This window comes from Crocosphaera watsonii WH 8501, assembly GCF_000167195.1.
GTDB classification, from domain to species: domain Bacteria; phylum Cyanobacteriota; class Cyanobacteriia; order Cyanobacteriales; family Microcystaceae; genus Crocosphaera; species Crocosphaera watsonii.
In genome coordinates this window covers 1-12,161 of the sequence record NZ_AADV02000128.1, presented here as the reverse complement: position 1 = coordinate 12,161, position 12,161 = coordinate 1, and the positions used below count along the sequence as shown (strand labels likewise).

Annotated in this window: 15 protein-coding genes and 2 pseudogenes; 6 read left to right on the top strand and 11 right to left on the bottom strand. The window is 36.6% G+C overall.

Annotated elements, in window-relative coordinates; translation table 11 throughout:
• Window positions 1-333: 333 nt before the first annotated feature.
• The 5 genes and pseudogenes from CWATDRAFT_RS24930 to CWATDRAFT_RS24920 form a co-directional block, all read right to left on the bottom strand.
• Window positions 334-1,860, bottom strand: a complete 1,527-nt coding sequence (locus CWATDRAFT_RS24930; RefSeq protein ID WP_007307599.1) for an IS5-like element ISCwa2 family transposase — start codon at window positions 1,858-1,860, stop codon at window positions 334-336.
• A gap of 121 nt (window positions 1,861-1,981) precedes the next feature.
• Window positions 1,982-2,296, bottom strand: a complete 315-nt coding sequence (locus tag CWATDRAFT_RS40475) for a hypothetical protein (protein ID WP_232287195.1) — start codon at window positions 2,294-2,296, stop codon at window positions 1,982-1,984.
• Between the two features lie 114 nt (window positions 2,297-2,410).
• A pseudogene (locus CWATDRAFT_RS40470) lies at window positions 2,411-2,815 on the bottom strand (amino acid permease); the annotation flags it as partial.
• A gap of 154 nt (window positions 2,816-2,969) precedes the next feature.
• Window positions 2,970-3,353, bottom strand: a complete 384-nt coding sequence (locus CWATDRAFT_RS40465; protein WP_232287194.1) for a hypothetical protein — start codon at window positions 3,351-3,353, stop codon at window positions 2,970-2,972.
• A gap of 153 nt (window positions 3,354-3,506) precedes the next feature.
• Window positions 3,507-3,716: a hypothetical protein gene (locus CWATDRAFT_RS24920; protein ID WP_035828670.1), complete on the bottom strand. Its 210-nt coding sequence runs from the start codon at window positions 3,714-3,716 to the stop codon at window positions 3,507-3,509.
• A 75-nt stretch (window positions 3,717-3,791) separates the two neighbouring features.
• On the opposite strand from CWATDRAFT_RS24920, the gene CWATDRAFT_RS24915 reads away from it, so the two are divergent.
• Window positions 3,792-4,043, top strand: a complete 252-nt coding sequence (locus CWATDRAFT_RS24915; protein ID WP_007307600.1) for a BolA family protein — start codon at window positions 3,792-3,794, stop codon at window positions 4,041-4,043.
• A gap of 50 nt (window positions 4,044-4,093) precedes the next feature.
• Window positions 4,094-4,417 (top strand): Grx4 family monothiol glutaredoxin, encoded by a 324-nt coding sequence (gene grxD, locus CWATDRAFT_RS24910; protein ID WP_007307601.1) that lies wholly within the window; start codon window positions 4,094-4,096, stop codon window positions 4,415-4,417.
• A 97-nt stretch (window positions 4,418-4,514) separates the two neighbouring features.
• Here the strand turns inward: grxD and CWATDRAFT_RS24905 are convergent, their stop codons facing one another.
• Entirely contained in the window at window positions 4,515-4,763 is a 249-nt protein-coding gene (locus CWATDRAFT_RS24905) for a DUF6761 family protein (protein ID WP_007307595.1), read from the bottom strand.
• A 321-nt stretch (window positions 4,764-5,084) separates the two neighbouring features.
• On the opposite strand from CWATDRAFT_RS24905, the gene CWATDRAFT_RS24900 reads away from it, so the two are divergent.
• Entirely contained in the window at window positions 5,085-5,864 is a 780-nt protein-coding gene (locus tag CWATDRAFT_RS24900; protein ID WP_007307602.1) for a response regulator transcription factor, read from the top strand.
• A gap of 8 nt (window positions 5,865-5,872) precedes the next feature.
• On the opposite strand, the gene sbcD is transcribed toward CWATDRAFT_RS24900, so the two are convergent.
• From sbcD to CWATDRAFT_RS24885, 3 genes are all read right to left on the bottom strand, one after another.
• Window positions 5,873-7,093: an exonuclease subunit SbcD gene (sbcD, locus tag CWATDRAFT_RS24895; protein ID WP_007307594.1), complete on the bottom strand. Its 1,221-nt coding sequence runs from the start codon at window positions 7,091-7,093 to the stop codon at window positions 5,873-5,875.
• Window positions 7,094-7,127: 34 nt separating this feature from the next.
• Window positions 7,128-7,889 carry a type I methionyl aminopeptidase gene (gene map, locus CWATDRAFT_RS24890; RefSeq protein WP_007307593.1) on the bottom strand — a complete coding sequence of 254 codons (762 nt, stop codon included), beginning with the start codon at window positions 7,887-7,889 and terminating at the stop codon, window positions 7,128-7,130.
• A 95-nt stretch (window positions 7,890-7,984) separates the two neighbouring features.
• The gene (locus tag CWATDRAFT_RS24885; protein WP_007307592.1) at window positions 7,985-8,404 is read right to left on the bottom strand and encodes a DUF1824 family protein; all 420 of its coding nucleotides are present in this window, start codon (window positions 8,402-8,404) and stop codon (window positions 7,985-7,987) included.
• A 281-nt stretch (window positions 8,405-8,685) separates the two neighbouring features.
• On the opposite strand from CWATDRAFT_RS24885, the gene CWATDRAFT_RS24880 reads away from it, so the two are divergent.
• Both CWATDRAFT_RS24880 and CWATDRAFT_RS24875 read left to right on the top strand, forming a co-directional pair.
• Complete coding sequence (locus tag CWATDRAFT_RS24880) at window positions 8,686-9,285, top strand: L-threonylcarbamoyladenylate synthase (RefSeq protein WP_007307603.1); 600 nt, start codon at window positions 8,686-8,688, stop codon at window positions 9,283-9,285.
• Window positions 9,285-10,079, top strand: coding sequence for a sensor histidine kinase (locus tag CWATDRAFT_RS24875; RefSeq protein ID WP_007307604.1), 795 nt, complete (start codon window positions 9,285-9,287; stop codon window positions 10,077-10,079). The genes CWATDRAFT_RS24880 and CWATDRAFT_RS24875 overlap by 1 nt, the downstream gene beginning before the upstream one ends.
• Here CWATDRAFT_RS24875 and CWATDRAFT_RS24870 read toward each other — a convergent pair.
• Window positions 10,036-10,524, bottom strand: a complete 489-nt coding sequence (locus tag CWATDRAFT_RS24870) for a GNAT family N-acetyltransferase (RefSeq protein WP_007307591.1) — start codon at window positions 10,522-10,524, stop codon at window positions 10,036-10,038. The two genes, CWATDRAFT_RS24875 and CWATDRAFT_RS24870, sit on opposite strands and share 44 nt — an antisense overlap.
• A 419-nt stretch (window positions 10,525-10,943) precedes the next feature.
• Between CWATDRAFT_RS24870 and CWATDRAFT_RS24865 the strand changes: the two genes are divergently transcribed.
• Window positions 10,944-11,654, top strand: a complete 711-nt coding sequence (locus CWATDRAFT_RS24865; RefSeq protein WP_007307605.1) for a C40 family peptidase — start codon at window positions 10,944-10,946, stop codon at window positions 11,652-11,654.
• Between the two features lie 285 nt (window positions 11,655-11,939).
• On the opposite strand, the pseudogene CWATDRAFT_RS34600 reads toward CWATDRAFT_RS24865, so the two are convergent.
• A pseudogene (locus CWATDRAFT_RS34600) lies at window positions 11,940-12,161 on the bottom strand (IS1634 family transposase); the annotation flags it as partial.

Here is a 12,161-nt window from a genome sequence, read left to right as displayed (position 1 = left end):
GGTCCAAGAAGGCAGGTTTTTTAGTTGAGAGTTTGTTATTGTGTTCGGCGCTGTTCTTCACTTTAATTATTGGGGGCATTTGGGGAGGACTAGGCTAGTTGATGTTATTAAGATTCTTGGCCGCTAATATAACCCTTCTTAATAGATGTAGGGGTTTGCCTTGCTAAACCCCCTTCCCCCCATATACATCAGTGTCAGTTGGAGAATTATATTAGTAAAAGGGAAAAGCAGATCCCCCCTACCCTCTTNNATAAGGGGGGGATCTGCAAGCTCGTCAATAAATCATTACTGATTGCTATATTTTAGGGTTTGCTGAAAAAGTTTCTCCAAAATTTATGCCACTTTTGACCAAGAATTTTCTGACAAATCAATAAGTTTTAGTACATAAAAATTGTTTAAAGTATAATCAAAATTAATGAAAGGCGGTTTGATGAGTTCCCTTGTTCTATTATTAGTAAATAAGGACAAAAAAAGCGACAAAAACTGCCTCAGAAGTTTAGAAAGATTGACAACAAAAAATGTAATAGCAATAGATGTAATGGAGGTTTCAGGGAGTTTTGTCATCACGAGATTTAGGCTAAATCTTCGTTTAGCTTGTCCAAACTTTCCCTCAATAGCATTACGGAAGCATTCATCGGAGTGGGCTTGTTTCTTTTCTTCTTCACTGACATTTTTCGGAGGTCTTCCTAACTTCGGACCACTGATTCTTATCCCTCTTTCCTTACACCAATTTCTGTTTTCCCTAGTTCGATAAATTTTATCTACATGGACGGATTCGGGATAATAGCCAAACGTTTCTTTATACTTTTCTACTTGTTCTTTTAAATGACAAGATTCATTGAAGTTTTCCCAACTTATTTTGTATAGAAACACATAGTTATCTACACAGCTTACTGAGAGTTTAGCTCCAAACTCTATTGGTTTTCCTGCTTTTCCCCTCACTATTGGACGAATATGCGGTTGAGTTAAACTTACAATTCTTTGAGGAACACTCTGGGTCTTATTCTCCCACATTGACTGTTGTTGTTCATAAACTTTTTTGATAGTCTCTAGACAATTTTTCTGTCTTTTACTCAGATTTTCCAGGGAAGCCCCAGCTTGAATTAAGTCTTCTATATTTCCTAAATTTTTCTTAAGGTATTTTAACTGTTTCCCGATAGCTTTTCTTCTTTCTTGATAAGATACTTTTCGTTTTTTAGCTACTTTTAAGTATTCCTTTCTAGCAATTTTTCTAGAAGTTCTCGGCTTTTTTCTCAATTTTACTCTTAATGGTTTATAAAGATTATCTATTATTCTTTCTGTCTCAATTCTGGCTTTATTTAATATGCCTAAATCCGTTGGGTATTTGATGTCTGCTGGCGCACAAGTCGCATCTAAAATTAGTTTACCTTTATTTTTTATTTTTTCTCCTTTTTCTTGGAGACAATCCTTTTTTTTTACTTCTTTATCACTCTTGTCTATTTCTCTTTTTACTATTTTTTTATTGATTTTGTTTATCAATTCTCCATCAATTCTTTTCTTAAAATGAACTAGCATTGAAGATTCCAGTGGTGGCTCTTGTTGATAACAATTTAAACCTATAAAGTATTGTAGATAGGGATTTTCTCTAATCTGTTCTATAGTTTCTCTATCACTTGTTCCTAATTTTTCCTTAATAATTAATGTCCCTAATGCCATTCTAAATAGTTTGGCTGGCGCACCTTTTTCTGCTGAAAAAAGTTTAGTATATTCTTCCTCAAAATCATCCCAAGGTATCAACTCTGCCATGATTACCCAACGATTATTGGGGGACAATTTGCCCTCGAAAGGTAATTCAAATTTTTCTGGGGGCGGTAAAGGTTGCTCCTCTTTTCGATACATTTGTTCTTGACCAACAACTGGGAGGTGTTTCTACCAATTATAGCGGTTTGTAGCCGACAAAGCTGATCTTTTTTGCGATCGCGAATATGGGTGTAACCTTTTAAAGAATAGGGTTTTGCTTTTATTCAGCAAACCCTAATAAGATACGAAACTCTCCTAATAATTGAGAACCGTCTTCAATGGGAACTAAAAAAGTTGGTTTCCAAGCCCTAACATTGGTTAAATCTAATTGTATTACTTTCATAGCTGACCATTGAGCGATCGCAGCAAAAATACCACTTCTCACATCAGTAGAACGTTTTTCTTTGGGTACGCTAACTAACTGTAAATAGATACCAAAAACGATAGTAATAGCTACTAAACTCAGAAAAGGACGAATCACTAACATAGCCAAAACACAGCCAATTATTCCATATAAAGGAACAATGATTGGCACTCTAAATGGTGGTCTAAAATTCATTAAACTCAAACTAGATTCCACTAAAACCACTAAGTTTATAGTGGCATAAGTTAGAAGAAAAAATAAGGTTATTAAAGGAGCAATTGCATTTTAGTCCCGTAATAATAAAGCTAGTAAAACCAGGGTCGCACTTACCAATAAAGCCCGACGAGGTTCCCCATTTTTAGAGAGTTTAGCTAAGCTATTGCCCCAAGGAATTACCCCATCTTTAGCCAGGGCCATTAAAATACGGGGTGCGCTCACTAGAGAAGATAAAGAAGCACTAAATGTTGCTGCTAGTAACCCCATTAATACTAAAGGTTGCCAACGAGATTTTTCGATTAAAATAGTATAATTATTAATAAGTTCTTGAGGGCTGGCTGCACGGGCTACCCACCAACACAAAATAATATAAACAATCGTACTTAGTCCAATAGCAGAAAGGGTTCCTATAGGAATATTTTTACGACTATTTTTTAGTTCTCCTGACATATTAACCCCCGACATAATACCAGTAGTTGCAGGAAAAAAGACGGCAAAAACACCCCAAAAATTAGTGTTAGGGAAATCACCCCAATCTTACCAAGTTCCGGTAGTTTCCCAAGTTATAGAACTAGAAAAGATAGAAATTAAGGATAAAATAATCAAAATCAGAACTAAATATTGAACCCTAAAAGCGAAATAAGCGCTGATATAAGCAATAATAAAAATGAAAAAAGGCTACTAAATCAATTACTAAAGGGGAATGATCCCGAAACAAAAATAACCATCCTTCTCGAAACCCAAAAATATACATAGCAGCAGCTAAAGCTTGGGAAACAAATAAAGGAAGACCCACACTTCCCCCTATTTCTAACCCCAAAGACTTAGAAATCATGGCATAGGGTCCCCCCTCTCCCATACGAGTATTTGTAGCAATAGAGGCAATAGAAAGCCCAGTGGCTAAGGTAATACTCACGGATAATAAGACAATTGCTAACCCTCCAAATAAGCCAGCGTTACCTACAACCCAACCGATTCTTAGGTACATAATTGCCCCTAAAATAGTGAGCAATGTGGGCTTAAAAACTCCTTCAAAAGTATCGTATTTTTTGGGAGGATAGGTTGGGCTATTAAATGATAATGGGTTAAGGAATCTAATCAATTTCTTAAGTCTTAGAAGCATATTCAAATGAAATTGTCAAATATCTTAACTAATTTTATAAATTTAAACACTTAATTTTAGTGCGTTAACAGGAACCTCATCCCAAGAGTCCACAGTTCTTAAAGTCGCAACCCATCCTTGTTGTTTTTGTGCTTCCGTCAGGTTATTCAACCAGGTTTCGTGACAATCTTCTGCTGACTTTTGATCGCAGCAAGCAATACAGGAATAGACTATTCCAGACGGATCAATTTGTTCGTTTACCCAAATGGTCATCATCTTTTTTATTTTTTGATAAAATAAGTTGTAAACTGATTGTATTATTTTTATTCATTTTCCACAGAAAAAACAATGGTTGCACTGACACAAGTTGAAGATATGATTAAGGCCCAACTCCCAGATGCTCAAGTCGTGGTTAGGGATCTAACTGGTGGAGGCGATCATCTTGAGGCGATCGTTGTCTCTGCTGAGTTTGAAGGAAAAACCATGGTTAAGCAGCATCAATTGGTCTATGGCGCAGTTCAAGACGCTATGGCATCTAATGTCATTCATGCCCTAGCCCTCAAGACTTACACCCCTCAAGCTTGGGAAGCTGCCCAATGATAAAACGATACTATCATTAAAATAAATCAGTTAAGCATAAGGAGTAAAGTATGACCCCAGAACTCAAAGACAGAATCGACCAACTTGTTAACAATAACAAAATCCTGGTCTTTATGAAGGGTGCTAAGTTAATGCCTCAATGTGGTTTCTCTAATAATGTAGTACAAGTTCTTAACAGCCTGGGGGTTTCTTATGAAACCGTGGACGTTTTAGCGGATGAAGAGATTCGTCAAGGAATTAAAGAGTATTCTAGCTGGCCAACCATTCCCCAAGTCTATATCAACGGAGAATTTATTGGCGGTGCGGATATTGTCTACGAAATGTACCAAAAAGGTGAACTACAGCAAATGATAGAAGTGGCTTTAGCTTCCTAAAAAAATAAGCCCGCTCATGCGGGCCAACATATAAATTGAAAAAAGTCTATAATAATAATTGCATTTTCTTTGAACATACTGAGAACAAAGCGGGTGTTTAATAATAATCGGTTTCCGGTTGTAAAGCAGGTAACTCAAAATTAGAAGGATCTCGGAGAAAACGCACAGCATCTTCTTCTAAATGATGGATTAAATAGGGTTCTAAAACGTCTATCTGACGCAGACAGGCCAGGTAACCGTCCATGTAACACTGAATTTCATCAAAGCGGCGACCTCTGTTCCACAGATCTACCATGCTGTCTGTAAGGTTTTGATAATAACGAATTGCCAAAGGATGTTGTAGCATAATCAATCGAGAGAAATGACCTAAAGAGATGTTGATAACAGATAAATGTTTTGATTTTAATAAATCATTAACGGGAAAACAAGCGACAATCTCAGATGGACGAAAAATTTAAGAAAATTTTACCGATTCGTCACCTTGTATTCTACACTCGTCTCACACATTTGAAAACCATACTGACAAATCGGACAACAAAGCAATAAATTTTGCAAAAACTTAAGATTTTCTTAGGAAATGCCCAAAAACCAGGTAACAGATGTTACAAACTCCTGACAATACGTTTGTTAGGCTAATGACTGTCAAACTAGAAGGACGAAAACTAAGGTGAGTCTCATTTATACCGCTATTGTTGAGGGGAATCCTCATCTACGCTCATTATTAGGCTGGCATCTGCAACAAGCAGGTTACACCGCCCAACAATGTGCTAATCTGCAACAGGCCCGTAGTGTCTTTAACCGCCGTCAACCCACCTTAGTGATCCTTGACGCTGATCTATCTGACGGAGATCCCCTGGAGTTGTGCCAATGGCTCCATCAACAAAGGCAGTCCATGATCCTTATTTTATCGGCAAAGAGTACAGAAAAAGATATTGTCAAAGGGTTGAAAGCTGGTGCCGATGACTACCTGACTAAACCCTTCGGAATGCAGGAATTTATGGCTCGGGTGGAAGCTTTGATTAGACGGGTGCGTGTAGCTTCTGCTCCTTTATTTCTCGATTATGGTGACCTCAAAATTGATCTGGTACAACGTCGGGTGCAGTTTAGGGGTGATTTTGTGGATTTAACCCCTCAAGAATTTAGCTTACTTTACGTCCTGACACAAGCTGAAGGAAACCCCCTCAGTCGCTCAGAATTGCTACAACGGGCTTGGCCAGAGGCGATCGATAACCCTCGTACCATCGATACCCATGTCTTGTCTCTACGCAAAAAAATTGAAACAGATCCCCGTCAACCCAGTTTAATTCAAACGGTTCGCAATGTGGGTTATCGCTTCAACCCAGAAGTGATTCAAGCTTCTTCCGCTTCCCCTGTCACCTCATCTGCAACTCAAGCTGCCAAAGTGGCTGAGGTTGAACCCCTCAAGTTTAATAAAATGTCTTCGTGATCAGTGGTTTAACTTTCATTTAATAGTAATTCTGCTGCTTCTAACATATCCTCGGCAATATCTTTGATGTCTTCTCGATTATCAAGATAGGTTTTCAACGCTTCGATGGGATCTAAACTTTTCCCGATTCCTAATTCTGGAAGACGAGGACGAGATAATTGACTGATAATTTCAGGACGAATGGTATAGTTATGGGCAGCTTTTAAAGCTTCATGAATTACAGCATTATTAATTAGCTCTAATTGTTCGGAACGAATCTGATAATTAACCCTGATAACTGCTTCTTCAATGGTCTTTTTTTCGATGGCTTTAACCAATGCACTTTGGGGATCTTCTGCTTGAGAAATATCAGCCTTGATCGTCAGAAAAGGGCGAGCAGGTAAGGGGGAAAAATTCCAATCAACTTCTCCTTTTTTTAGGGTTAATAAAACATAGCCCTTTTCTTCTTTTTCTTCGCTAAAATCAACCCTTTCAATGCTACCTGGATAAATTACAGGGGGATCATTATTAGGATTAAGATTTTGGTGTTTATGGACGTGGCCTAGGGCGACATAATCAAACTCAGAACGAATTAATAAAGAAATAGGAATGGTAAAACCTCGTCCCACAGCCAAAAATTGTTCTGCCCCAAATCTAGCACGACTAACCATTAAATGACCTAATAAAATGGTGGGGATATCGGGATCTAATTTCCTAATTTCTTCTTCTAAAACTGGTTCTAAGGCTTTGATTAATAACTGATTAATTTCGTCTAAAGATAACCCTTCTGTTTTGGATTTTGTCAACAAAGAGGAGCGAGTTAACCAAGGTAAAGTAATGACTTGTATATCACCGTTTTTAGTGGCTATTTTATGGGTAATTAAGTTATCGCCAACAATAAAACCAGGAACCGCTAAAGTACGATAAATACATAAACTGGCCCCTCCATTTCCTTGAGAATGTTGATCGTGGTTTCCTACTAATAAAATGGTGGGAATATCCGCATCAGCTAAGCGTCTAAATTGAGCAGCAAAAGCTTCTTGAATATAAGGAGGTGGAGTGGCATCAGGAAAGGCATCACCCCCAAATAAAACGAGGTCAACGGGTTCATTGATGGCCCGATCAATACATAAGCTTAAAGAGTTAACAAAGTCTTCTAAACGGGTATTTAAACCAGTTTGAGGGTTAATTTTTCCGTGAGAAAATCCGCTACCGAGGTGAATATCTGAAAAGTGAAGAACTTTAATCATAGTTTAAATGACATTTTACCCTGTTAATTAATAATTAATCAGAAAGGGTTAAGATTTCTACTCCTGTTTCTGTCACAGCAATAGTGTGTTCAAACTGTGCGGATAATTTACGATCTTTAGTAATAGCAGTCCAACCATCTTTTAAAATAACTGCTTCCCAAGTACCTTCATTAATCATCGGTTCGATAGTAAATACCATCCCACTGCGTAATTTTTTACCCTTTCCTCGTTTACCATAATGGGGGATTTGGGGGGCAGTATGAAAAACTTTACTAACACCATGGCCTACAAAATCTCTCACCACAGAAAAACCTTGGGGTTCAGCACATTCTTGAATAATAGCACCAATATCCCCAATCCTTGACCCTGGTTTAACGGTTTTAATGGCTTCCATTAAACATTTTTCAGTCACTTCTACTAATCTTTTCGCCAAAGGAGAGGGAGTCCCCACAAAAAAAGTTCTGGAAGTATCGCCATGATAACTATCTAAAATAGGGGTAACATCGATGTTAATAATGTCCCCTTCTTTGAGGATCTGTTTTGCATTAGGAATACCATGACAAACCACATGATTAACACTGGTGCAAATTGATTTGGGAAAACCATGATAACCTAAAGGCGCGCTGATTGCACCGTGTGCTTGAGTCCATTTTTCCGCTTCATCATTAAGTTCTAAAGTAGTAACCCCTGGTTTAACCATGGGGGTCAAATGGTCCAAAAGTTGTGCTGCTAAACGTCCGGCCTGACGCATTTTTTCAATTTCTCGTTTCGATAATAAGGTGATGGTTTCTCCCATATTTTGGATCTGAAATTAACTAACAATGGTTTCTCTTCCATAATACCAAATTTCATAACCTAGAAACTTGTTAAGGTGAGAGAAATAGACAAGAATTATGCAAATAAATTGAGAGGAAAATGCCCGTAGGTTCCCACTAAATTATGGTTATCAGATTGGCAAGAAATGAGGACTCCCCGATAACTTCCTGCGTAATAATCCACATAATAGGACATGGTTTCTGTATTAAATTTGATATAAATAGGAGTTCCTCGGGGGGCAGTAGGCAATTTTTCCAATTTTTCACATAATCCTAAAGCTTTCAGGTAACTTTCGAGGGTTGTAAATCCTTCTTGAAAATTATCTGCACAAATACCAATATTTTCTGTTTCACATAAATCTGAAACGATTTTGATTGCTTGGCGTAATTTATGTTTATCGGCTGCAAAATCCACAATTTTAATCTGAAGACAGCTATAATCTTTGAGAATTTTGAGAGCCTCATCAACGCTTAAATTAGAATTAGCTTGAGTCATTATAATCCTTCTGATGAGTTAGTTAAGGAAAAAATTAGTCATTGGCGGTTCCTGATCTATCCTACGACGTTTAGGGTAATCAGGGAACGACTTGCTGATGTTTTTAACATTTGATCTATAAAACTTAATTTATTATCAGCAATTTTGGGTAAGATGTTTGTTAACCCTTAGTATCCACTCAGGAGATATCCTTCGCTGTAATAGCAGTCTTGGACGCAACATTAAAATCAAAGTTAACCTCTAGATTAAACTTAGATTCTCAAACAAACTAAATATATCAAATGCCAAAAGTTTCTCAACAAGAATTAATTGTAGGGGTAAAACAAGGGAAAGTGATTAGTTTTCCCACAGATACGGTTCCTGCTTTAGCTGCTTTGCCTAACTATGCTTCTCTGATTTTTGCCACCAAAAAACGTCCCCCCGATAAACCTTTGATTTTGATGGGGTCATCCCCTAAAGCTATTTGGAAATATGTTCAAGGAACCCCGGAAGAATTCCGCATCTGGCAAGAAGTAGTCCAGAAATATTGGCCAGGCCAATTAACCTTAGTTTTACCAGCTTCTGAGTTAGTACCCAAAGACATGAACCCTCTTGATAATAGTACCATAGGAGTCCGTATTCCTGATTCTGTTATTGCCCGAAATATACTGAAAGAAACGGGATGTTTAGCCACAACAAGTGCAAATCTATCAGGAGAACCACCTAAAGAGAAATTAAGGGAAATTGTGGTTAGTTTTCCTAATGCTTTGGTCTTAGATAAAGAACCTTTAAACAATGGTAAAAAATACGGTAGTGGTTTGCCTTCAACTGTGGCAAAATGGACAAATCAAGGATGGATAATTTTGCGTCAAGGCAGTATTCAATTAACAGGAAATGACTAATGGAAAAGATACAAACAATAGAACAAGAACTAGAAGCAACTAAATTAGCTTACTTGATGACAGCACAAATTAGTCAGTTTAAAAGTGGTTATTTAGCGAAAACTGCACACGAATTACGTTCTCCTTTGAGCAGTTTGATGGGTTTACATCAATTAATTTTAGGCGATTTGTGTGAAGATACTCAAGAAGAAAAAGAGTTTTTACAACAAGGGTTTGAAGCAGCAAAAAAATTAGTAGCAACTATCGATAGAATTGTCACTATTTCTAAGATCGATTATGGAAAAATTGAGCTTACTATTGAAACAGTTTGTTTGAATGATATTCTTGAAGAAGTTTCTGAGTTAACGGAATTTCAAGCAATAAATTATAATTATAAAATCGAATTAAAGCAGCCCGAAACAAAGATTTTTATTCAAGCAGACAAAGCCCGTTTAACTCAAGTATTAACTACTTTGGTTGATACCGCACTCAATCTGATAGAAGATGGGAAAATTATAATCACAAGTCAATTAAATGAAAGAGAAGATTCTGCAACACTTCTGATTGATATTCCCTGTTCTTTTCGGCAGTGGGAAAAAGAACAAGAAGACTTACAAACTTATAATTTAACCTTAGCTTCTCTTAAAAAATGGAATGAAAACTTACAATTATCACCAAGGATGACCTTGATATTATGTCAAACCTTATCAGCAAAAATGGGGGGAGACTTAACTCTTTTAGATATCTCCCCCCAAAGTAAACCAGAAACTCTTACACGGTTACAGTATCTAATTCCTTTGGTTCGGTTATCATAGAACTATCCCCTAAAGAAATAGGATTGAGATCATAGGTATTTTGTAGGACCATTGTGGTAGACTGGTTTTCTTGAAAGCCGATTTTTTGGTAGAATTTTTGTTGATAAGTTGTCATTAAGTAAACTCTTTCTACTTGACTCATCAAAGGATGACTTAATGCAGTTTCAACCAACTTACGACCTAATCCCAATCCTTGGTATTCTTTATGAATAACCACATCCCAAATAGTAGCGCGATAAACCCCGTCAGAGGTTCCACGACAAAAACCAATCATGGTTTGATCATCCCAAATTGTTACCACGGGATTACTATTTAAAACAGCAGTTTTCAAGTCTTTTATGGTTCTTTCTCTAGCCCAAAATGCTGCTTGATTAAACAACATTTGTAGTTGTTGATAATCGATTTTTGATTTTTGTAGAGAAAACTGAATATTACTACAATCCATTGTTAGTAATGCCTAATAATGTTTAACGAGAGAATAATGGGTTTAGATAACAACCCAAGCTGAAGGAACTGAAACGATTATTTTTGAGACGCTAAGAAAATTGTAGCGAATTTTACAGAAAAATCAATAAGTTTTTGGGTGAGTTTATCTGTATTTCTTGACATTTTTGGAACATCTAACAATCCTTCTCTGTCGTTGTCTCTGAAGGTGCTAATAGTTGATTAAAGGTCTGATAACTCGGTTTTTAGCGAAAAACTAGAATAGAGACCTAATGCCACGGTGACAGTTTTTCGGGCTGGATCTTGTCCTTGTGCTTTGAAACTGAGTCGAAATTAAGTGTGTTCAAAATCAAAATATTTAGTACCATCAAGGCGAAACCCTATCCACATTTATTTTATCTTATCGGTTCTGACGAGGATATGTTAGTATTGTCTTCCCCTGTAACGTCTCTAGAATTATTAGCTTCATCGACTTCTCGCGAGTATTATTGTCCTGTTCCCCTCAATTTATACAATTCGCCAACGGGGGAAGAGTTGGCTACCCAAGCAGCCACCCAAAGACATATTAAGCTACTAGAAAAAACCATTACTAACCAATTTATACAGGTTCAATTATGTGAAGATGGTTACTTGGCTTGGTTGTCTTTAAATGATTTGCCTACCTTAAAATCTGCTCCAGAAAATTATAAACATAAAAAAATATCTCGTCAGCAAATTGCAAAGTGTATCCCTAAAATTATTGCTTTTACTAAGACAGCAATGGCACAACCTAATTACTATTTTTGGGGTGGTACAGTTGCTCCTAATTATGATTGTTCGGGACTTATGCAAGCTGCCTTTTCTGCATCAGGAATCTGGTTACCGAGGGATTCTTATCAGCAAGAAGACTTCGTACAAAAGATTTCTGATGAGGAATTATTACCAGGAGATTTGATATTTTTTGCTAATAAAAGAGTGGATCATGTTGCCCTTTATTTAGGAGATAACTATTATATTCATAGTTCAGGGCAAGATGTAGGAAGGAATAAAATTGCGATCGATACTTTATCCGATAAAGGGGATAAAGTTAGTACCTACTATTACGAAAAAATTTATAGTTTTGGACGAGTAATGGAAAGTTATTGTCCTTAGATAGATTCAATTTATCAGGCAAAGGGCTTAGGTAATGTTAAAACCCAGATTCCGCACTTCAAAATGTAGTATAAAAAAATACATAGTTTTAAAAAGTCCGAAAATCATACCTGGGCAAGAATATTTCTCTTTTCATTAAATTTTTAGGAAAAATAATCAAATTAAGAAGATTTATACTCATTGAAAACTTAGCAAGACTCAGCACAAACGAAGGAGAGTTTCCTCTTCTCATTTGATATCATTAGACTCTTATTCTTTTATTATTTTTGCTTTATCCAATTCAATTTATAGATAATATCTTTGACAAGATGCAGGTAATAAACTCAATATAAAACGCCTTTCTTCTGTTAAATTGACAATTTGTTTAACTCCGTTTAAAATCACATAATGAATACCTTTAAAACATTGAAATATCCACCTCAAAGTCGGAACGCATGTTACTTTCCCTACTTGATTATTTATTCCTTTTTTGACTCTTTTTAAACCAATTTCTTAATTCTCTTTGGC